The organism is Flavobacterium beibuense F44-8 (assembly GCF_000769915.1).
GTDB classification, from domain to species: domain Bacteria; phylum Bacteroidota; class Bacteroidia; order Flavobacteriales; family Flavobacteriaceae; genus Flavobacterium; species Flavobacterium beibuense.
The window spans coordinates 64,233-87,168 of the sequence record NZ_JRLV01000007.1 but is presented as its reverse complement, the minus strand read 5'-3'; the positions used below and the strand labels follow the sequence as shown (position 1 = coordinate 87,168).

Below are 22,936 nucleotides of genomic sequence, written 5' to 3'. Positions count from 1 at the left end.
TACATTTGTGTAAGCAAAACACAGCCGCCGTTTAATATGCTACAATCATTATCTATTAAAAACTTTGCTCTTATTGAGCATCTTGATATCGAGTTTTCCAATAAACTATCTGTAATCACAGGAGAGACAGGAGCCGGTAAATCTATTATTTTAGGTGCACTTGGTTTAATATTGGGTAAACGCGCCGATTTGACATCGCTTAAGGATAAAGAACAAAAATGTGTGGTAGAAGCACATTTTAAAATAAGCGGTTACAATCTTCAGGAATTTTTTAAGGAAAACGATCTCGATTATGAGGATGTTACTATAATTAGAAGGGAAATACTCCCTTCGGGTAAATCGCGCGCTTTTGTGAATGATAGTCCGGTTAATCTGCAGGAGTTGCAGGGGCTGGGTGATTTCCTTATCGATATACATTCACAGCAGCAAACCCGTGAACTGTCGGACGAGCAGTACCAGCTTCAAATACTGGATGCTATTGGTAAAAATGCCCAGCACCTGGCAGTATACAAAAAACAGCTTTCGGCAGTAAGACAGGCGCAAAGCGGACTCAAAAAAGCCAAGGAAGAAAAAGAAGCTCTTGCTAAGGAAGCCGACTATAATACATTTCTGCTTAATGAGCTTCTTGAGGCTAACCTTAAAGAAGGGGAGCAGGCGGAGCTGGAAGCTGAACTGGAAAAGCTAAGCAATGTAGAGTTTTTAAAGGAGTCACTTTCTAAAGTGCTTTCCATTGCTAATGAAGAGCAAATGGGAGCATTGCAAAACCTGAAAGAGATTAAAAACGCCCTGCAAAAAATAAGCGGTATCAGTAAGCAATACAATGATTTTCACGAACGTATTTCGAGTCTGCTTATAGAGTTTGATGATATAAACAACGAGGTGTCTCAGGATGCAGAAAATCTGGCAGATGACCCTCAGCAACTGGAACTGGTAAACCAGAAATTACAGTTAATATACAGCCTGCAAAAAAAGCATAATGTAGCTACGGTAGAAGAGCTTATTGCTATTCGTGAAGATCTGGACGGCAAAGTGCTTAAGGGCGATGAGCTGGACGAGTCTATCAACAGGCTTGAAGCTGAACTTGAAAAAGCAAAAGCCGATGCCGATGCTACGGCGCTTATAATTTTTGAAAACAGGCAAAAAGCCATACCTGTGCTAACCGACAGGGTTATGGCGATACTGGCACAACTTGGTATGCCAAATGCACGCTTTAATTTTGATATTATTCATAAGGATACTTATCAGCCAAATGGTAAGGATGAAATAAACCTGCTGTTCTCAGCTAATAAGGGTACTGATTTCGGATTGCTTAAAAAGGTAGCATCGGGAGGGGAAATGTCTAGAATTATGCTTGCGGTAAAAGCCGTACTGGCCGATTATTCTCAGCTACCAACAATAATTTTTGATGAGATTGATACCGGAGTTTCGGGTGAGGTAGCTAATAAAATGGGTGATATTATGAAGGTAATGAGTAGTGACATGCAGGTGTTTGCCATTACCCACCTGCCTCAAATTGCCGGAAAAGGTGCTCAGCATTATAAAGTATTTAAAAGTATACAGGGAGATACCACAGTATCTGAACTTAAGCTTTTATCTGAGGATGAAAGGATTAGGGAGATTGCCGAAATGCTTTCGGGTAAAGATATTACCGATTCGGCTCTTAACCACGCCAGAGCGTTGCTCAACTGAAAAAACAGGTTATATTTGTAGTGAAATAATTGCATTTGATAAAAAATACTTGAGGGTATGATTATAGAACCAAGAATGAGAGGATTTATTTGCTTAACTGCCCACCCAACGGGAGCTGAGCAAAACGTAAAAAATCAAATTGAATATGTAAAGTCTAAAGGAGCCATAAACGGTGCTAAAAAAGTACTTGTTATTGGTGCTTCTACCGGATTTGGACTTTCATCAAGAATTACCAGCGCATTTGGTAGTGATGCATCTACAATAGGTGTGTTCTTTGAAAAAGCACCAAGCGAAGGTAAACCGGGATCACCGGGATGGTATAATTCGGCAGCTTTTGAAAAAGAAGCTCACAAAGCCGGTTTATATGCTAAAAGCATTAACGGTGATGCTTTCTCAAACGAAATTAAAAAACAGACAATAGATCTTATTAAGAAAGATTTAGGACAGGTAGACTTAATCATCTACAGTCTTGCTTCTCCGGTACGTACTCATCCTGATACTGGTGTAACTCACCGTAGCGTACTTAAGCCTATTGGCGGAGTATTTAGTAATAAAACGGTAGACTTCCATACCGGTAAGGTTTCAGAAATTTCTATCGAACCATGTAAGGATGATGATATTGAAAATACTGTAACCGTAATGGGTGGTGAAGACTGGGCTATGTGGATGAAAGCGCTTAAAGAAGCCGGCGCACTTGCCGAAGGCGCACTTACAGTAGCTTACTCTTACATAGGGCCTGCACTTACCGAGCCGGTTTACAGAAAAGGGACTATTGGTCGTGCTAAAGACCATCTTGAAGCTACAGCATTCGAAATTTCAGATGCGCTTAAAGATATCAACGGTAAAGCATTTGTATCGGTAAATAAAGCATTGGTAACTCAGGCGAGTTCGGCTATACCGGTAATTCCGTTATACATTTCGCTGCTTTACAAAACCATGAAAGAAGCAGGTCTTCACGAAGGTACTGTAGAGCAAATGCAGCGTTTATATGCCGAAAGACTTTACACGGGTGGTGATATCCCTGTAGATGAAAAAGGACGTATTAGAATAGACGACTGGGAAATGCGTGATGATATTCAGCAAAGGGTTGCCGAACTTTGGGAACAGGCTACAACCGAAAACCTAAATGAAATTGGTGATCTTGAAGGATACAGAAAAGATTTTTACAACCTGTTTGGTTTTGACTACGAAGGAGTAGATTATAAAGCCGATGTAAATGAGGTTGTGCCTATTGAAAGCATACAATAAAGCATATGGGAAACCCTGCAATTTGCAGGGTTTTTTGTTTCTAACCAAAATAATTTAAATTATGAATAATCTGTTAAAAGGTAAAAGAGGTATTATTACCGGAGCTTTGGATAAAAATTCTATTGCTTGGAAAATTGCCGAAAAGGCTCATGAACAGGGAGCAACTTTTGTGTTAACCAACGCTCCTATAGCCATGAGGATGGGAGAAATTAACGAGCTTGCCGAAAAAACCGGTTCGCAAATAATCCCTGCAGATGCTACTAATACTGAGGACTTAGAGAATTTATATATTAAAGCTCAGGAAATATTGGGAGGTAAAATAGATTTTGTACTTCACTCTATAGGTATGAGTGTTAACATTCGTAAAAAGATACCTTATGTAGACTCAAACTATGATTATTTTATGAAAGGTGTAGATGTTTCGGCACTGTCACTGCATAAAATGCTAAGCATTGCTAAACACCTTGATGCTATTAGTGAAGGGGGGAGTGTAGTGGCATTAACCTATATGGCTGCACAAAGAACTTATCCTTTCTATACTGATATGGCAGATATTAAAGCTATGCTCGAATCTATCGCCAGAAGCTTTGGTTACCACTATGGAGTAGAGAAAAAAGTACGTATTAATACTGTATCACAGTCGCCTACAAAAACGACTGCAGGTACCGGTATAAAAGGATTTAACGACTTTTATGACTATGCTGATGCTATTGCTCCGCTGGGTAATGCCGATGCCGAATCGTGTGCTGATTACTGTATAACACTTTTCTCTGATCTTACCAGGATGGTAACCATGCAAAATTTATTTCACGACGGAGGATATTCTTCTACCGGAGTAAGCGCAAAAGTTATGGATATGTTATATCCTGAACAGGAATAATTTTTAATCTTTTATGGTATATTGTACAATAAGTCCCTTCTTGGGACTTTTTTTTATTCATTTTATGACTTTACTTTCATTTTAACAAAAGTGTGTGTTAAAAAATTAACACAAAAACATTATTTAAAAAATAAATAATTAGATAAAAAAGGGATATTGTGTAAAAAATTTAATGAAATGTAACAAAATCAATTTTTTTAATAAAAATGTCACCTATTGTTATATTATCAATTTTTTAGGGTAAAAAATTATAATTTTATTAACAATTAATTAAAACTTGATGTTACATGGAAAAAACTACACAAACTTCCTTTGCAAAAAGGGGTATGAAACTATGGTATTGCCTTGTGTTTTGTATCGCTTTCTTTGCAAAGGGTAATGAAGCATTTGCGCAGGTAAGTGCTTATGTTAAAACCGACCTTACCGGACTTACCTATACCCAAATAGCGGGTGGTACAGTAATTAACACCAATGCCGGGTTAAGTACAGGTATGTCAAACAATCAGGATGATGGTGCCGTTTTGGTCACTCTTCCTTTCTCGTTTACCTACGATGGTAACACCTTTACTCAGGCAACTTTTTGTACCAACGGATGGGTTGGTATGGGAAACCAAATGGGTATCAGTTCATCACAAAGCCGTGGTGCCAGTAACCTTTTTTCTACTACTGCTCCAAGTAACACTTTAGCTGCTTGGTTTGGCGACGGTGGGGCTAACTTCCCAACTGGTGGAGGTAGTATGGTTCACGGTTCCATAGGTACAGATATTTATGCCTTTGAATGGCGTAATGCTGTAGCTAACGGATTTAGTGAAACTAGTTCAAACTATATTAACTACATGGTTGTTATATATGGACCGGCTTCAACAAACCCTGGTAGGGTTGAGTTCTTATATGGTTCTACAACCGGTACTGTTAATACAGGAAGATCTATTGGTATAGAAAACGGAACAGGCGGTACGGGCAATTATCAAAATGCCTTAAACGGTCTTTCTAATTCTACTGCTACAGCAAGTGCATGGCCGGGTAATGGTAATGGTTACAGGTTTGATCCGCCACCACCATGTACAGGTACTCCAACAGGAGGTACAGTAAACGATCCTGTTGTTCGTTATGTATGTCCGGGTGCTACACCTTCAGCTATTTCGGTAACAGGAGCTACTGCTGCTTTACCGGGCATTACTTATCAGTGGCAGGAATCTACAGATGCTGGTGCTAACTGGGCTAACGCTACAGGAGGTACAGGTGCAACTACTGCTACTTTCACTCCGCCAGCTTATGCAGGTGCCGATATTCAGTACCGTTTAAAAGTTACCTGTACAAACAGTGCAGAAGATGCGTATTCTACTGCAGTAACATTAACTCCGCAAATTGCTCCTGCTACACAGGCTTCTGCTTTAGTAACCGGAAATATCGGTTTTAGTTCTATGGCACTTAGCTGGACCAGCGGTGACGGTGGTCGCAGAATGGTTGTAGTAAGTGATACTCCAATTACAGATCCTGCAGATGGTGTAGGTATTGCTGCTTATGCTGCAAACAGTACTTTTGCCGGTGCTGGTCAGCAAATTGTTTATGATGGTACAGGTACATCAGTAACCGTTTCAGGTTTAGCTTGTGGTACTATGTATTATGTAAAAGTATATGAGTACAACCGTTGTGGTTCTGACCCATACAATACTTTAATAAATGTAACTACCGATACTAATGCTTTAACAGTAAACGTACCGGGTGTTGCTGCAGGTTTACCTGTTGCAAATGATTTTACCGATTTTACAGGTTCTAACCTGGGTACTGCTGTACCGGGATGGTTTGAGGCTTCAATTTCTACATCTGCCGGAACAGAGCCTACAAATGCTAATCCTGCCGGATTGACTTCAGACTGGGTAAGTAACACCAACTTAGGTGTTAAAACTGCAAAAATCAATTTATATACTAATACCAGAAACTCTTGGATAATAAGTCCTAAAATTGCACTAACTGTAAATTCAAGACTTAAGTTCAAGGCTGCTATAACTAACTATAATAGTGGTAGTGCAGATCCTGACGGAATGCAGGGTACTGATGATAAAGTTAATGTACTTGTTAGTACTGATTGTGGCGCTACATGGACTTCGCTTTATGTGTTTGAAGCAGCTAATACAGCTACTTTAACAAACTCTCTTACTGATTTCACTTTACCACTTACTGATTTTGTAGGACAAACTATCCAAATAGGTTTCCAGGGTACTGACGGACCGGCAGATAATTCACCTGATTACGATTTCCATATTACAAACATACTTGTAGAGGAAACTCCGTCTTGTGATGTTCCTGTAGTTGCAGCTCCTGCAAGCGTTACTAAAAATGGTGTGTCACTTTCATGGGAAGCTCCAACTGTAGGTATTCCTACAGGTTATGAGTATGCAGTTGTTACAACAGATACAGCTCCGGCTTCAGGTGATATGACTACCGAAACTTCTGTAGATGTTACAGGACTTACACCATCTACAATGTATTATGTATATGTAAGAACACAGTGTACAGATGTTTACAGTGACTGGAGTATAGCTCAGGTATTTACTACTATGTGTGATTACCCTGAAGTACTTACTACAGAAGGTGGTACTGTTTGCGGACAGGGCGAGGCAGAACTTTCTGCAACGACCGAGCTTGATGGTGTGTTAAGCTGGTATGATGCTGCCGAAGGTGGTACTATGTTAGGACAGGGAGTAACATTTACAACTCCTTTAGTTACAGAAACTACTGATTTTTATGTAAGTGCAGGTTCTCCTGTTGCCGATACTGATTTAACCCTTGGTGCTGGTGAAAGTACAAGTTCAAGTGGTGGTAGCTCTCCATACTATCATGGTTGGGGTGGTGTTAAAACACAATATATATTAAGAGCTTCTGATTTACAGGCGGCAGGTTTATTTGCAGGTCCTATTAACTCGGTTGCCTTTACAATTACTTCATTAGGTACTTCTACTTTCAACAATTTTGCTGTAAGTATTGGTACTACAACTCAAAATGAAGCTACAAATACTCATGTAGACGGTTTAACTCAGGTGTATACCAATGCGGCTCAGCCGTTAACAGTTGGTGTAAATACTTATGCGTTTACTACACCGTTTGCTTGGGACGGTACAAGTAACATTGTTGTACAGGTTTGTTACAGTAATGTAAACTTTGGAGGATCATCATCAACAGTATTATATGATAATGCAGGGTATACCGGTACAACTTATACTTATGCAGATAACCAAACTGCAGATGCTGTTTGTGCAGCAACTACAGGAAGTGTAGGTGGTTCTGGTAGTACAACTACCACTGCAAACAGAGCTCAAATGATAATTAATGGTACAGCTATATGTTCAAGCCCAAGAATTGCGGTTACAGCTACTGTGACTGATGCTCCGGATATTATGCTTATGGCTAGTGAGCCATCAATATGTGAAGGTGAAAGCACAGATATTTCGGTATCTAGTGATAACATGAACTATGAGTATGTATGGATGCCGGGTAACTTAACAGGTGCTATGCAAACAGTATCTCCGGTAGAAACTACTACTTATATGGTAACAGCTACAGATCCTGATTCAGGTTGTGTGGAAGTAGGAGAGATAACAATTGTGGTTAACCCACTTCCTACAGCAGTTTCTGTTACTCCTGATATGGCAGATGTTTGTCAAAACTCAGTTGTTGCACTTGCAGCTTCAGGAGGTAGTACAATTATAGCTCAGGAATACTGTGAAATTTCAATGAACAATCCTGGTGCAACTGGAGACTACCTAAATAACTTCTCTTTTGCAGATATTACAAACAATGCTTCGGGTGATGCAGCTACTGATTATACTTACTACAGTGCACTTACAGCAAACGTAACTGGTGGTGATACTTATACACTGTCAATGCAAACGGGTAGTGCATCATGGAGTCAGTATTTAAGAGTTTGGATTGATTACAACCAGGATGGTGTATACAGTGAAGACGAAAATGTATTCACAACTACATCAGGTGTAACTTCATCTACAACTGTAACAGCTGATGTAGTTATACCTACTACAGCTTACAACGGTACTACAAGAATGAGAGTACTATGTAGCTACAATACACAGTCTTTAGCAACATCATCATGTGCATGGACAGGTTTTGGTGAGTATGAAGAGTATAATGTAAATATTACAGGTGCTACTAACCCTGTAGATTATATTTGGTCTCCACAAGGCGGATTATATTCTGATGCGGCAGCTACAGTACCTTATATGGGTGAGCCTGCAGCTACAGTATACTACTATGCTTCGGCAGATGCTAACTATACAGTTACTGTGACAAGCGAATTTGGTTGTTCGGTTTCTGCTTCAACAGATCTTACAATCGTTGTAACTCCGGCTCCAACGGCTGAGGCTTCTCAGGTATTCTGTGCAGGTGCTACTGTAGCAGATCTAACTGCAGAAGGTGAAATGATTAACTGGTACTATTCTGCTACCGGTGGAGATGCACTTGCTGAAACTGTAATGCTTAACGATGCTACAGTATATTATGCTTCACAAACAGTAAACGGATGTGAAAGTGCTGTAAGAGTAGCGGTAACAGCTACTGTAAACACTACACCGTCTCCGGTTGTAGAAGAGTATGTACAATTAATATGTAATGCAGGTACTATTGCCGATTTAATGGCAACAGGTACAGATGTACAATGGTATACAGATTTTGAAGGTGGTGAGCCATTAGCTCCTGAAACAGAACTTGAGGCAGGTATTGCTTTATACTTTGCATCTCAAACTGTAGATGGTTGCGAAAGCCTTGTAAGAACTCCGGTAGCAGTATTTGTTAACGTGGTTGAAACTCCAATGACCGATGCTCAACAAGCTTTCTGTGGAAGTGCTACTGTAGCAGATTTAATGGCTGACGGTGATGATATTATGTGGTATGCAGACGAAACAGGAGGTGAGCCTCTTGCTGCCGAGACAGCACTTATGGATGGAGGTATGTATTATGCAGCTATGATGTATGAAGGATGTGAAAGTGCTGTAAGAGCTGCTGTTACTGTAACAATTAATACTGTACCAGATCTTGAAGGTGAGGAAATGCAGGATGTAGAAGTATTAGCGGGTAATGATGCTGTTATAGGAGACTTAGTAGTTATTGCTGCAGAAGGTGCTGAGGTAAACTGGTATGCTTCTATGGAAGATGCAATGAACGGCGAAAACCCGCTTTCTTCTGATTTTGTTGTAACATCAGGTAGTACTTACTATGCTGTACAAACTATAGGCGACTGTAGTAGTGCACCATTTGCAGTAACAGTATCTATAACGCTTGATGCTAGAGATTTTGAAACAACTAACTTTAACTACTGGCCAAACCCGGTAAAAGATGTACTTAATGTTTCTTACTCATCAAGCATAACTTCGGCTACAGTTTATAACTTATTAGGACAGCCGGTTATGTCACAACAAATAAATGCATTACAGGGAACTATTAATATGAGTGGTCTTTCAGACGGTAGCTACATAGTAATAGTAAATACCGAAAATGCATCAAAAACTATTAGAATTATCAAAAAACAATAGTTTGTTAAATTGATTAAACAACCTCTTTAAAGGGGTTGTTTATGAATTTACTTTAAAAGCCACCTGATTTCAGGTGGCTTTTTTGTATTTAATATAAAACAATTTAATATTTATTTAACATTAACTTAAATTTATAACATTTTATGATTATTGAGTAATTGAATTTTTAATTAAAAATAAACTTTAACAGTTAATTATTGTTAAAATATAACAATCGCTTTCATTTTGATAAAAAATACGCTAAATGTTAAAAATGAAACTTTTTGTAAGTGATTTTTTATATTTTTAGCAATACTAATTAATTAAAACCAAATTATTCATGAAAAGAATTACCTTACCGGCTAATTTCCGGCCTTATCACGGAAATGCAGTCGTAAATCGGTATTCCCGATTTTTACTCTTTTTCGTAATGCTGTTAATGGGCTATACAGCAAAATCGCAAATTTATCATTACACAGGCTGGGAAAACAATCTTGATGGTTGGCAGTCTTCGGGTAATGCAGGATCTTATAGCACATCTACTTCAAATGCCTGTTCTGGGAATCGGTCAGTAAGGGCAAATATTTATTATGGAAATAATAGTATTCTGACTTCGCCTGCTTTATCAGTTTCAGATGGAAGCGAGGCTACATTTACTTATAACTTTAAAGTAACTGAGTATTCTTCAAGTACAACTCCGGCTTCAGCAGGAGATTTCACTCTTAATGTACAATGGACTAATGATCTTAGTGGTACATGGACTACCCTTGAAACCATTGATGATTCGAATTATGTATCCACTACTGATTGTGCCGAAAGAACGGTAACATTTACCCCTGCAAACGGAGATACGGTTTATGTTAGGTTCTTTGCTCAAGCAATGGAAGGTGAGGATTTGTATATCTATTTTGATGATGTAACCATTACACAAATTACATGTATACCACCTTCAGGTTTAACACTTGATGACCTGGTTGCAGGTGAAGTATCGTGGACAGCTCCTGATTCAGCTCCTAGTGGCGGATATGATTATTATCTTTCAACTTCAGATGTAGCTCCTGATTCAGTTACAGTACCTACAGGTAATGTTTCAGATGTTTCTGTAGCCTTAACTACAACACCGGCTGCACAGAATTACTTTTGGGTAAGAAGTAACTGTGAAGGAGAATTATCTCCATGGATAGGACCGCTTACATTCTTTACACCTCAGGTACCTGCAACACTACCGTTTGAGGAAGATTTTGAAGATGTTTCCGGCATGTTGATTTTTAATGGTGAAGAAACTAATAAGTGGTATATCGGTTCGGTAGTAAACAATGGCGGATCTAATTCGTTATATATTTCTTCTGATGATGGTGTTACAAACGGTTATGATAATAGTGAAACTACAAGAGTACATTCTTTTAGGGATGTAAGTGTGCCTGCCGGTGCTACTCAGTTAAAAGTTTCTTTTGACTGGAAAGCGGGAGGTGAAGACGATTACGATTACTTAAAAGTATGGGCTGTTCCGGTAACATTTGTTCCAACTCCGGGATCGGCAATTTCAACTTCAAACGGAATAGCCGTTTCAGATAATCTTTCTGGTAGCGGTGAAGATTTTCAACTTGCAGAATATTTTGTAGATGTTGAAGATTATGCAGGTCAGTTATTAAGACTTGTGTTTGAATGGAAAAATGACGGTAGTGATGGTGTAAACCCATCAGCTGCTGTAGATAATATTAGTGTTGAAGAGGTTACATGTTTTCCTCCTTCAGATCTTGAAGATGTAGTGACTACAGAAAATGTTACTTTATCATGGACAGCTGCAGATCCTGTTCCTGCTTCAGGTTATGATTATTACTATTCTACAGAAAACACAGCACCTAATACAGTTACTACGCCTGCGGGGAGTTCAACAGAGACCAGCGTTTTACTTGAAGAACTAGAAGCTAATACAATATACTACTATTGGGTAAGAAGCAATTGCGGAAGTAGCTTTAGCGAATGGGCCAGCGGAGGTTCGTTCCGTACAGAATGTGAAACGGCTACACTTCCATATATGTTTGACTTTACAGATTATACAGGTAGTACAGGTAGTACCTGCTGGAAAGAAAAAACAGGTGAACTGGGTACTGCTGTAACCTTAACAGGTACTTCAAGTAGCTGGACAAACAATAGTTATAATAATTCAGTTAATTCTAACGGTACTGCTGCTTTTATAAATCTTTATGGTACAGATGATGAATGGATAATTTCTCCGGCACTTGATCTTGGAGACGGCTCAGTAACTTACCAGTTGGAGTTTGATGCTTCTGTAATTCCATGGAGTGGTAGTAATGTTGTTACAGATATGGAAGATAAATATGCAAAAGTAGTTGTTTCAACTGATGGCGGATTAACATGGGATGAGGCTAATGTGCTTACTACTTTTGATAATAATAATATACCAGCAGGTGGCGTACACCAAATTATCTCTTTAGAAGGATATACTGGTGTTGTTAGAATAGGTTTTTACGGACATAGTGATGATGACGCTCCTGATTTAAGGTTTTATATAGATAATTTTGAGGTAGATGTACAGCCTGATTGTGCTTTACCTGAAAGTTTAGTATTTACAGGCGCTACAGAAAATTCTGTTTCTGTTTCATGGTCAGCTCCTGAGACTGCTCCTGAAAACGGATACGAATATTTTATTGCTGATACTGATACAGCTCCGGAACCTGATTTTACTCCAGCAGATAATACAGATCAAACTGAAGCAACTATTGGCGGACTTAACGCTGGTGAGACTTACTATTTTTGGGTAAGATCGGTTTGTGCGGTAAGTGTTTTCAGCGAATGGGTTGGTCCGTTTGAAGTAGCTACTTTATGTGATTCTCCGGATATTGAATCAGTTAATGCAACACCAATATGTGGTGTGGGTACTTCTACTATAACAGCAGATGTTTCGGGGGGTACTGTAAAATGGTATGCTCAGGAAGTTGGAGGATTTCCAATAGCAACTGGTGCAACTTTTGAAACACCTGAACTTACAGAGACTACTACTTACTATGTAACAGCAGTTAATGATGGTATTGCACAGGATGGTGGAGCAAGAGCTTCTACAACTGCAACAAGCTATACTTCTCCAAGTAATTATGGTTTATTATTTGATGTTTATAATGATTTTACACTTAACTCTGTAGATGTATATATTACAGATGACACAGCAGATGATTTAACTATTAAATTATTTAATAGTCAAAGCGAGGAGCTTCAAACTATTACTGTAGAACTACCTGTAGGAGATTCTACTACGCCGGTACAGCATACAATAGAATTAGGATGGGATATTCCTGCAGGTGCTGCATATAGAATTATAGCTGTAAACGGACCAGAAATGGTACGTGAATCAGGACTTGGAGGATTCCCATATGCAATAGGTGATGCCGCAGCAGTTACAAATGGTTATGCTTTTTCTAGTACAAGTACAAGCTATTATTATTTCTATAACTGGAACTTTACTGCCGGATGTGCTGCAGATAGGGTAGCAGTTGATGTTACGGTAACCGATGCTCCTGAGATTACTCTTGCAGCTTCAAACAATGCTATTTGTGAAGGTGAAAACACTACACTAACAGTAACAAGTGATAACGAAGGATATACTTATGTTTGGATGCCTGGTAACTTAGAAGGTGCTGAGCAGGTTGTAACTCCTCAAGAAACAACTACATATACAGTTACGGCTACAGATGCAGTTTCAGGATGTGTTACTATAGAAACATTAACAGTGTCAGTTAACCCGCTTCCATCTCAAATAGAGCTTGAGGCAGATGATTTAACAGCATGTGCAGGAACTATTTTGCCTATTGAGGTAACTAATGCTTCTGAAAGTGTAGAGGCAGAATTTGGCGCTAACCAAACCACAACAGGTGTTAGTGAAGAGCTTACTGCTTTTAGTAACAGAAGACAAAGCTTAAAGTATCAAACTATTTATACAGCTGAAGAATTAACTGAAGCAGGTGTGCTTCCGGGAGAAATCACTTCGATAGCTTACCATATTACTTCTGTAGGTGACGAAAATTTTAATGATAATTATACTGTTAAACTTGGTGCTACTACCCAAGATGTTTTTGCAGATACTAATTATCTTGCTGAGGATTCGTTTACAACTGTATATGGTCCTGTAACTTATACTCATGCAATAGGATGGAATACCATTAACTTTACAACCCCTTATATCTGGGATGGAGTTTCTAATATTGTTGTAAGTGTATCGCATTCTGGTGCAGATCAATATGATAATGCAGAAACCTACTATACGACAGCAACAGGTAATGCAACATTATATAACTTCAACAATACTACAGCAACAACAGGAACTGCTTCTTCTAAGAAGTTTGATATTAAGGTATCACAAAGTATAGAACAACTTGTAACATGGGCTCCTGTAACAAATCTTTATACAGATGAAGATGCCACACAAGCTTATGTGGCAGGTGAAAGTGCTGCGATAGTTTATTTTAAATCAGATACAGAAACACAACAGGCTTATGTGGTAACAGCTACTAATTTTGCAGGATGTTCAGTATTTGCAGATGTAGATGTAAATGTAAATGTAACACCAGTTCCTGTAGTAGAAAGCGAGCAGGAATTTTGTAATGGTGCTACAGTAATAGACCTTGTTGCTGATGGTAACGATATACAATGGTATGCAAACGAAACAGAAGGTGAAGCTCTTACACAAGAAACAGTTTTAGAGACTGCAACATATTATGTATCACAGCTGGTAGACGGATGTGAAAGTGCTAGAGTAGCAGTTGCTGTTACTGTTAATGTTACAGAGCTTCCTGATGTAGGTGAAGAACTTGATTTTTGTGGTGCTGCAACAGTAGCAGATCTTCTTGCAGAAGATAACAATATGGTATGGTATGCAAACGAAACAGAAGGCGAAGCTCTTGCAGAAGATACGGCTTTAGAAACAGCAACATACTATGCATCTCAAATAATAAACGGATGTGAAAGTGAAAGAGTAGCAGTAGTTATTACCATAAATATAATTCCGGCTCCACAGGGAGATGAGATGCAGGATATCGAAGTAGAGAACGGAGACGTTGCTACTATTGAAGATATTGAAGTAACAGGTGTTGAAGGCGGTGAAATTACCTGGTATGCAAGCGAAGAAGATGCTCTTGCAGGAGAAAACCCTCTTACAGAAGGTACAGAGGTGGAGAGCGAAACTACTTACTATGCAGTGCAAACTATAAACGGTTGTAGCAGTGAACCATTTGCTGTAACGGTAACAATTACGCTTGATTCTAAAGAGTTTGATTTAACATCGTTTACTTACTGGCCAAACCCGGTTAGAGATGTATTAACTATATCTTACTCATCACAAATCACTACAGTAAAAGTGTATAACATGGTAGGGCAGGAAGTGCTTTCACAAAAAGTAAATGCTCTTGAGGGTACAGTAAATATGAGTGCACTGCAAGATGGTACTTACCTTGTGAATGTTGCTACCGATACTGCAACAAAAACAATAAGGGTGATTAAAAAACAGTAAAACTGTTATAAAATATACCTTTTAAACATTTGTTTAAAAAAAATAGAAAAGCCACCAGTTTTATGGTGGCTTTTTACTTTTTTAAGACTAACTTTGTTAAAAAAAGCTAGCTTAATGTTTTTCTCTCTTGTTATACCTGTTTACAACAGGCCCGACGAAATACAGGAATTACTGGAAAGCCTTACAGTCCAAACATTTAAATCAGAGTTTGAAGTTGTAATTGTAGAAGATGGTTCTACCGTTACCTGTAAAGATGTTGTTGATAATTACAGCGACAGGCTTAGTGTTTCCTATTATTTTAAGCCAAATAGTGGTCCTGGAGATTCCCGTAACTACGGCATGAGGGTAGCAAAAGGAGATTATTTTATTATTCTGGATTCTGATTGTATACTACCACCGCAATACATGCAAAGTGTTGCCGATAATCTTGAAAAGCAATATACTGATTGTTTCGGCGGACCTGATGCTGCGCTTGATTCTTTTAGTGATGTGCAAAAAGCCATTAACTTTACAATGACTTCTTTTTTAACTACAGGAGGAGTAAGAGGAAAATCAGAAAAAATAGAAAAATTCCAGCCCCGTAGTTTTAATATGGGGATTTCCAAAAAAGCATTTGAGGCTTCGGGTGGTTTTGGGAACATTCACCCGGGTGAAGACCCCGATCTTTCAATACGGCTATGGAAACAGGGATTTACCACCATGCTTTTTAAAGACAGTTATGTATACCACAAACGACGAATAGACTGGAATAAGTTTTACATACAGGTAAATAAGTTTGGAAAAGCAAGACCAATACTGGATGTTTGGCATCCCGAATATAAAAAGCCTGTGTTTTTATTTCCGTCACTTTTTATGTTTGGATTACTGCTTTCTCTTATAGTACTGTTAATTAATGTGCATTTTTTTATAGATGTTTATATTTTGTACTTCTGTTTACTGTTTGTACTGTCGGCCATACAAAATAAAAGCCTTAAAATAGGTTTACTTTCGGTTGTGGCAGTCTTTATTCAGTTTTATGGTTACGGCACCGGTTATGCATTGTCACTATATAAAGTACAGTTATTAAAGCAAAAACCGGAAACAGCATTTCCTAAATTATTTTTTAAATAATATGGGTACAAAAATTATTGGTTTAACGGGAGGTATAGGTAGTGGTAAAAGCACCATGGCAAACTATTTTGCCTCACTTGGTGTACCGGTATATATAGCCGATGAGGAGGCAAAAAAAATATTGTTCCTGCCGGTTGCTGTTGCAGAAGTAAAGGAGGTATTTGGCGAAACAGTTTTTACAGATGGTTTGCCTGATAAAGCCAAATTGGCAGGGGTTGTTTTTAATAACCCCGAGAAGCTTACCTTATTAAACAGAATTATTCATCCAAAAGTAAAGGAACATTTTCTGGAATGGGTAAAAATGCATAATTCGCAAAATTTTGTGATAAAGGAAGCCGCAATATTATTTGAAAGCGGGAGTTATAAAGATTGCGATAAAGTAATACTGGTGACAGCGCCCAAAGACCTGAGAATAAAAAGAGTCATGCAACGTGACAATGTGACCGAAGAACAGGTTTTAAATAGAATGTCAAATCAGTGGGATGAAGAAAAAAAAGCAGCTTTAAGTGACTATATAATACATAATATTGACAGGGATATAGCTAAAAATGAAGCACATAAAATTTTTTCAGAATTGAATAAAATGTAAAAAATGCTATCGTTGTTAATCTTTGGTTAATATATTAAGAGTATAATTGTTAAAATGTTAATTTTGTATTGATGAATAAAACAAGATTCCGGTTATTAGTGTTTTTTATGAGCCTTTCATTGATAGGTATCATTTTAGTACAGCTATACTGGATCAATATATCATTTAAAAACGGAGAAGAACAATTTAAGTCCGATGTACAGCGGTTAATGAACAAGGTTTCATTAAAGCTGGAAAGTGAGGAAAAAGAAAATTTTTACAGGTTATATTTCCATATTAAAGATAGTGTAGGGCATGTGCCAAATCAGGCTGATTTTGCTAATTATCTTTATAAAGGAAATATAAGGGAACGAAACAATATAATATACTCAGACATAGTAACTCAGAGTTATAAAGAAGAGTTGGAAATCATTGATAACGCATCTGTTTCAAAAAACAATTCTTTAACAGAAAATTCGGGTGAAAATGGCATGACTATTGATGCTGTTAAGCAGTCAATGAATAATGCTAAAAAGGAGAATGAAAAGAGGGAAAGCCTTAAAATTCAGCTGCTTTTTGAATACTATAATGAAGGTAGGCCAATAGAAAGCCGTATTTCTGAAGAGTCGTTGGTACGTACTCTCAAAGCCGAGATGGAAGGGAGTGGTATTGATACTTATTTTGAATATGTTGTTTACAAGGACGGGCTTGCTACAAAAATGCAGTCCAAGGGATTTAGCTTTAATGAAAGTCATTATGGTATAACATTGTTTTCAGGAAACAGTGGTGTAGGAGATAAACCAGATTACAGGCTTAATGTTAGTTTTCCTAATAAACAAAAGTATATATTAACAAAGCTTCTGGGTATAACTTCATTGTCAATTGTATTTACGCTCATTATAATTATTGCTTATTTAAGTGCCATTAATCAGCTTATTAAACAAAAGCAGATATCGGAAATTAAAACCGATTTTATTAATAACATGACACATGAGTTCAAAACGCCTATTGCAACAATAAACCTTGCACTGGATGCGATTAAGAACCCAAAAATTTTAGGCGATACCGAAAAGGTACAGCGGTACCTGCAAATGATTAGGGAAGAGAATAAAAGGATGCACTCTCAGGTAGAGAATGTGCTTCAAATTTCTAAACTGGACAGAAAGGAACTCGATCTGACTAAAGATCAGGCCGATATACACGATATTATTGAAGATGCCATAGAGCACGTTCATTTAATTATTGAAGCAAGGGAAGGACAGCTAACACGTCATTTCCATGCAACCAGAACAACAGTGTTGTTAAACGATGTACACTTTACTAATGTAATAGTGAATATTCTTGACAATGCTATTAAATATTCTGAGGGCGTACCTGAAATAGATGTTTACACCGAGAATGTAAAGGATTTTGTTTTAATCAAAATTACCGATAAAGGCTTGGGGATGTCTAAAAACACTCAAAAACGAATTTTTGAGAAGTTTTACAGGGAGCACACAGGGGATTTGCATAATGTGAAAGGACACGGATTAGGATTAGCCTACGTTAAGAGGATAATAGACGATCATAACTGTCACATTTACGTAGAAAGTGAAAAAGGTAAAGGCAGTACTTTTATTATAAAGATGCCGCTAATAAATTAAAAAAAGAGATATGGAAGAAACACACAAAAAAATTCTTTTAGTAGAAGACGACCCAAATTTTGGAGCGGTTTTAAAAGATTATCTGTCAATTAATGATTTTGAAGTTACACTAGCCAAAAACGGTATGGAAGGCTTCGAGAAATTTAAAAAGGACAATTTCGACCTTTGTATCCTTGATGTGATGATGCCTTATAAGGATGGATATACACTTGCCAGAGAAATTAGAGAAAAAAATAAAGAAGTGCCTATTATTTTCCTTACAGCTAAGTCTATGAAGGAAGATGTATTAAAAGGTTACAAAGTTGGGGCAGATGATTACCTTAACAAACCTTTTGACAGTGAGGTGCTTTTAATGAAAATTAAGGCTATCATTCAAAGAAAAGCATCTGAAACGAAAACAGATAATGCTAAGTTTGAGTTCCAGATAGGAAGGTTCCATCTTAACTCAAAACTACGTTTCCTAACGTTTGATAAAGAAGAGCCAATAAAACTTTCGCCTAAAGAAAATGAGCTTCTAAAAATGCTTGCACTTCATGAAAATGACCTGATGCCAAGAGAGCTTGCACTTACAAAAATTTGGAGAGACGATAACTACTTTACGTCTAGAAGTATGGACGTATATATCGCTAAGCTTAGAAAATACCTTAAACCGGATGAGGATGTTGAAATCCTTAATATTCACGGAGAAGGTTTCCGTTTAGTGGTTAAAAACAAAGTAGAAGAAAAATAAAAGCTAAGTAATCCACTTTTGCAGACTGCCTGAAAAATTTATGAATTCGATCTCATACTTGTTTTTCAGGCAGTCTTTTTTTATACTTTATTTCCAGTTAAGCTCCAGGGCAAAACTAGGTTTATCGTCTTTTTGTACGGTAAAATAGGTTTGATTATCCTGCTGTCCCTTGTTAATTGATATTTTATCTCCAAGCTTCAGCTCTCTTAGATAATTCATATCAAAGCTTTTAAGCTGTTGTTTTAGTAAAGGTTTAAAATCTACCGTGTCAAGGCACCATTCCAAATATTTTACATTATTGGCATGGAACACAATATCAAGGTCAGATAGTAATACTGTTCTTTCGGTAGCAACTTCACTTTCTCGTGTAATTTCTACCTTTTTAAACGCCTCTTGAGTAGGCATACTTTCCGGATATTTTTCAAAATGCTCATGGGGTAAAACCAAAGCTTCGGCCTTGCGCAGTTTGGTATTTATAACCGCCCAGTAGGTTAGGGCTCCCGCTACTTTTTTATCGCCTATATACATTTCCAGTGCCCTTACAGATCGTGATCCCTGCAGGTCCATAATCCATGTTTTTACTGTAACCGTATCACGCCATTTAGGTAATTCATCCACTTCAACTCTCATACGGCTAAGTACCCATGCCTGGTCGTGTACCTGCATATCGGTAAAGCTCATACCTCCCAGTTCGGCATGTGCACCGGCAGTAAGTTGCATAAGGTTACACAGTTCAGTATGTTTTAAGTGTCCGCTGGGCAGGCACTGTAAAAAATTGATTTCCCAGTTTTGTGTAAAAACCGATGTGAATTGTGGTGATATTGGCATTATAGTGAGTTTTCTATGTAATTAATAATTTCCAGCGGGTTGGTATTGAAATCAAACCAATGCACGCCTTCGGTACGTTTAAACCATGTCATTTGCCTTTTAGCAAAGCGTCGTGTATTCTTTTTTATTTCCTCTATGGCAAATTCTTTGGTAAAATCGCCGTCAAAGTAACTGAATAATTCGCGGTATCCCACAGTTTGTAAAGCATTTAACTTTTTATGCGGGTAAAGTGCTTTTGCCTCTTCAATAAGTCCGTTGTTTACCATGATGTCCACACGGTGGTTAATACGGTCGTACATCACTTCTCTTTCGGCATCCAGCCCAATGACAATAGGGGTAAAGCGTCTTGAATTCTTTTTGATATTTAGGAAAGAAGAGTAGGGTTTCCCCGAACTGATACATACTTCAAGGGCGCGCATCATTCGTTGCGGATTCTCTATGGCTACATTAGCATAATGTACAGGGTCTCTTTTTTCCAGTTCCTGCTGTAGCCATGTAATTCCATTTTCCTCATAATTGTTTATTATTTCCTGTCTAACAGTGGAGTCTACATCCGGGAAATCGTCAAAGCCTTTTAAAACAGCATCAATGTACAGCCCAGATCCGCCAACCAATACAGCAAAATTATTTTGAGTGTACAGTTCGTCGAGTTTATTTATGGCATCGCGTTCAAAATCGCCTACATTGTATTCGTCAAAAACACTAATGTTCTGTATAAAATGATGGGGTGCTGCGGCGAGTTCCTCTTCGCTTGGAACAGCAGTACCAATATTCATTTCCTTAAAAAACTGCCTGCTGTCTGCCGAAAGTATCTCGCAGTTAAAATGCCTGGCAAGCTCAATAGCCATGGCAGTTTTGCCTATGGCTGTAGGACCTATAACGGTAATAAGATATTTTTTATCTGTATTATTCATGAGTTAATTATGTAAGTGATGCCCACAGTTATAACAATAGTTGGCATTATCCTTATGGTGGTCTGCATTACAGTTAGGGCACACCTGTGTATTACTGTTTTCACTTCGCTCCTGTATAAACTGTGCGGTAACCAGCCCGGTAGGTACAGCTATAATACCATAACCCATAATCATGATAATAACCGATACAAACTGACCTAGAGGAGTGACGGGTGTAATATCGCCAAACCCAACGGTGGTTAGGGTTACTATAGTCCAGTAAATACTAACAGGTATATTGGTAAAGCCACTCTCCGGACCCTCAATTATAAACATAAGTGTACCTAAAATGATACACAGTATAACGACCGTAAACAAAAATACGGCAATTTTTACACGGCTTTTTTGGAGTGCTGTTAATAATTGGTTTGATGCCCCTACAAACTGACTCAGCTTTAAAATCCTGAAAACTCTTAATAGCCTCAGTGCCCTTATAGATATAAGGAAACCTAATCCAGGGAAAAGTACATCAATGTATTTAGGCAGGGTAGAGATCAGGTCGATTATACCATAAAAGCTAAAAATATAGTTTAATGGTTTTTTCAATGCAATAATACGTGCAATATATTCAAGTGTAAAAAGTATGGTTATAATCCATTCGGTAACGGCAAGTTCCTTACCATGAAGCAGCCTTATGGATGTTACGCTTTCCAGCATTACTGCCACTATACTTATAATGATAACAAATAGCAGGGCAAGATCAAAAAAACGACCTGCCGGAGTATCGGCCTCGTAAATTATAACGTGTAGTTTTTTCCTGAAATCGTCGCTGATTATGCCTTTTTTCAATGCAGTAGAGTGTTGATTACCATCAAAATTACTAAAACTCTTACAGACGCACTATTTTTAAAGCTTTCTTTTTCCTTATATAGCTTTTAATAATGTTTTTAGCATCCCTGTTATTATCCATAGGGATAAGGATGTTTTTTAAAATATCCGGTTTAGTGATCTGGTAGTTCAGGTTATAAAAGGCATAGCCCTTATATTCACCTTTTTCAATAAGCACGGCACTGCGTTCGTCTACAGTACGGCCACGGTCTATAATAATCATGCTTTGATTATAAAAGCTGTTATTATCTACAAACTCCTGTACACGTTTGTTGTACTCTTCGGCAGGTTCATTACCTACACAGGCACCGTTACAGGTATTGAGTTCAAGACCAAAGCAACTCGGTTTTGACGGACTCTCAAGTCCGTTTATTTTTTTACAAAGGTTGTATTGCTCAACAATTCTATGTAGGGCATTTTTACCATCGGTAACACTTGAAAACGAAACCACTTCCTTTTTACGACCGTCGGTTTTTTGCAGGCTTAGGCACAGGTAACCGTCACTGTTTTTTTCAACGTAAACAGACCAAGGGAAAACCGTTTTCTTCTGGGCACGATTGTACACAGGTTTGTTTACTTTTATTTCCTGGCATTCTTTAAGCAAAGCAATAAGTTCGCTTCCGGTTTCTTCATACTTAACAGCATAGGTATCACGCTGAATACGTTTTGATTTACCCGATGTTGCCGTAAAATGCTGGTGCAGCCTTTTCTTTATGTTTCGGCTCTTGCCAATGTATATCAGGTCGCCGTTTTCTTTATATATGTAGTAAAGTCCTGTAACCGCAGGGATACCTTCCAGTATATCAAATAACTTAGGAGGGATTCCTTTTTTCTGATCGGTTTTAATCAGGCTTTTTACAATTTCCTTAGTGGTGTCTTTAGACAGTAATAATTTGAACAGATGCACGGTTGCCATAGCATCTCCGGTTGCACGGTGCCTGTCGCTCATTGGTATTCCCAGTGCACGAACCAGCTTGCCAAGACTGTGTGATTTTTGTTCGGGTAACAGTTTTTGTGAAAGTTCAACAGTACATAGTGACTGACGCTCGTAGTTATATCCCAGTCGGTTAAACTCAGTGCGTAGTACCCTGTAATCAAACTGGGCGTTATGTGCCACTATAATACAGCCTTCGGTAATTTCAATAATACGCTTGGCAACCTCATAAAACTTAGGCGCACTGCGAAGCATGGCATTATTAATACCGGTAAGCTTTACCACAAAAGGCTGAATGGGTTTCTCGGGGTTTACAAGGCTGATAAACTGGTCTACTACCTCATGCCCGTCATATTTATAAATGGCAATCTCGGTTATTCCTTCCTCATTATACTGTCCTCCGGTCGTCTCTATGTCAAGTATTGCGTACAAAAAGTATGTTTATCTGTTTAAAGTTTTAAAGCTGCAAATTTCGG

Annotated in this window: 13 protein-coding genes; 9 read left to right on the top strand and 4 right to left on the bottom strand. The window is 38.1% G+C overall.

Annotated elements, in window-relative coordinates:
* Positions 1–36: 36 nt before the first annotated feature.
* The 9 genes from recN to Q763_RS07605 all read left to right on the top strand — a co-directional run bounded on the left by recN (position 37) and on the right by Q763_RS07605 (position 18,917).
* Entirely contained in the window at positions 37–1,689 is a 1,653-nt protein-coding gene (gene recN / locus Q763_RS07645; protein ID WP_035132857.1) for a DNA repair protein RecN, read from the top strand.
* Between the two features lie 57 nt (positions 1,690–1,746).
* Positions 1,747–2,937 (top strand): enoyl-ACP reductase FabV, encoded by a 1,191-nt coding sequence (gene fabV / locus Q763_RS07640; RefSeq protein WP_035132855.1) that lies wholly within the window; start codon positions 1,747–1,749, stop codon positions 2,935–2,937.
* A gap of 61 nt (positions 2,938–2,998) precedes the next feature.
* Positions 2,999–3,817, top strand: coding sequence for an enoyl-ACP reductase FabI (locus Q763_RS07635; protein WP_035132853.1), 819 nt, complete (start codon positions 2,999–3,001; stop codon positions 3,815–3,817).
* Positions 3,818–4,104: 287 nt separating this feature from the next.
* Positions 4,105–9,363: an Ig-like domain-containing protein gene (locus Q763_RS07630; protein WP_035132851.1), complete on the top strand. Its 5,259-nt coding sequence runs from the start codon at positions 4,105–4,107 to the stop codon at positions 9,361–9,363.
* A gap of 319 nt (positions 9,364–9,682) precedes the next feature.
* Complete coding sequence (locus tag Q763_RS07625) at positions 9,683–14,866, top strand: Ig-like domain-containing protein (RefSeq protein ID WP_084596031.1); 5,184 nt, start codon at positions 9,683–9,685, stop codon at positions 14,864–14,866.
* Positions 14,867–14,980: 114 nt separating this feature from the next.
* Positions 14,981–15,976 (top strand): glycosyltransferase, encoded by a 996-nt coding sequence (locus tag Q763_RS07620; RefSeq protein WP_035132848.1) that lies wholly within the window; start codon positions 14,981–14,983, stop codon positions 15,974–15,976.
* Position 15,977: 1 nt separating this feature from the next.
* Positions 15,978–16,565, top strand: coding sequence for a dephospho-CoA kinase (gene coaE / locus Q763_RS07615; protein ID WP_035132847.1), 588 nt, complete (start codon positions 15,978–15,980; stop codon positions 16,563–16,565).
* Positions 16,566–16,636: 71 nt separating this feature from the next.
* Positions 16,637–18,187: a sensor histidine kinase gene (locus Q763_RS07610; protein ID WP_035132846.1), complete on the top strand. Its 1,551-nt coding sequence runs from the start codon at positions 16,637–16,639 to the stop codon at positions 18,185–18,187.
* A gap of 10 nt (positions 18,188–18,197) precedes the next feature.
* Positions 18,198–18,917, top strand: a complete 720-nt coding sequence (locus Q763_RS07605) for a response regulator transcription factor (RefSeq protein ID WP_035132845.1) — start codon at positions 18,198–18,200, stop codon at positions 18,915–18,917.
* 87 nt (positions 18,918–19,004) lie between these two features.
* On the opposite strand, the gene Q763_RS07600 is transcribed toward Q763_RS07605, so the two are convergent.
* Genes Q763_RS07600 through Q763_RS07585 form a run of 4 tightly spaced genes read right to left on the bottom strand, consistent with a single transcriptional unit; the run spans position 19,005 to position 22,892 of the window.
* Complete coding sequence (locus Q763_RS07600) at positions 19,005–19,745, bottom strand: acyl-[acyl-carrier-protein] thioesterase (RefSeq protein ID WP_035132844.1); 741 nt, start codon at positions 19,743–19,745, stop codon at positions 19,005–19,007.
* A complete protein-coding gene (gene miaA, locus Q763_RS07595) occupies positions 19,745–20,659 on the bottom strand; it encodes a tRNA (adenosine(37)-N6)-dimethylallyltransferase MiaA (RefSeq protein ID WP_035132842.1) in 915 nt (304 codons plus the stop codon). The genes Q763_RS07600 and miaA overlap by 1 nt, the downstream gene beginning before the upstream one ends.
* Positions 20,660–20,662: 3 nt before the next feature.
* A complete protein-coding gene (locus tag Q763_RS07590) occupies positions 20,663–21,487 on the bottom strand; it encodes an ion transporter (protein WP_035132840.1) in 825 nt (274 codons plus the stop codon).
* A gap of 40 nt (positions 21,488–21,527) precedes the next feature.
* Positions 21,528–22,892, bottom strand: a complete 1,365-nt coding sequence (locus Q763_RS07585) for an exonuclease domain-containing protein (protein ID WP_035132838.1) — start codon at positions 22,890–22,892, stop codon at positions 21,528–21,530.
* Positions 22,893–22,936 lie beyond the last annotated feature (44 nt).

What these genes read in the sequence shown, in the direction of transcription:
- recN (WP_035132857.1), top strand. Translation starts at nt 37, where the DNA reads ATGCTACAATCATTATCTATTAAAAACTTTGCTCTTATTGAGCATCTT.
- fabV (WP_035132855.1), top strand. Translation starts at nt 1,747, where the DNA reads ATGATTATAGAACCAAGAATGAGAGGATTTATTTGCTTAACTGCCCAC.
- Q763_RS07635 (WP_035132853.1), top strand. Translation starts at nt 2,999, where the DNA reads ATGAATAATCTGTTAAAAGGTAAAAGAGGTATTATTACCGGAGCTTTG.
- Q763_RS07630 (WP_035132851.1), top strand. Translation starts at nt 4,105, where the DNA reads ATGGAAAAAACTACACAAACTTCCTTTGCAAAAAGGGGTATGAAACTA.
- Q763_RS07625 (WP_084596031.1), top strand. Translation starts at nt 9,683, where the DNA reads ATGAAAAGAATTACCTTACCGGCTAATTTCCGGCCTTATCACGGAAAT.
- Q763_RS07620 (WP_035132848.1), top strand. Translation starts at nt 14,981, where the DNA reads ATGTTTTTCTCTCTTGTTATACCTGTTTACAACAGGCCCGACGAAATA.
- coaE (WP_035132847.1), top strand. Translation starts at nt 15,978, where the DNA reads ATGGGTACAAAAATTATTGGTTTAACGGGAGGTATAGGTAGTGGTAAA.
- Q763_RS07610 (WP_035132846.1), top strand. Translation starts at nt 16,637, where the DNA reads ATGAATAAAACAAGATTCCGGTTATTAGTGTTTTTTATGAGCCTTTCA.
- Q763_RS07605 (WP_035132845.1), top strand. Translation starts at nt 18,198, where the DNA reads ATGGAAGAAACACACAAAAAAATTCTTTTAGTAGAAGACGACCCAAAT.
- Q763_RS07600 (WP_035132844.1), bottom strand. Translation starts at nt 19,745, where the DNA reads ATGCCAATATCACCACAATTCACATCGGTTTTTACACAAAACTGGGAA.
- miaA (WP_035132842.1), bottom strand. Translation starts at nt 20,659, where the DNA reads ATGAATAATACAGATAAAAAATATCTTATTACCGTTATAGGTCCTACA.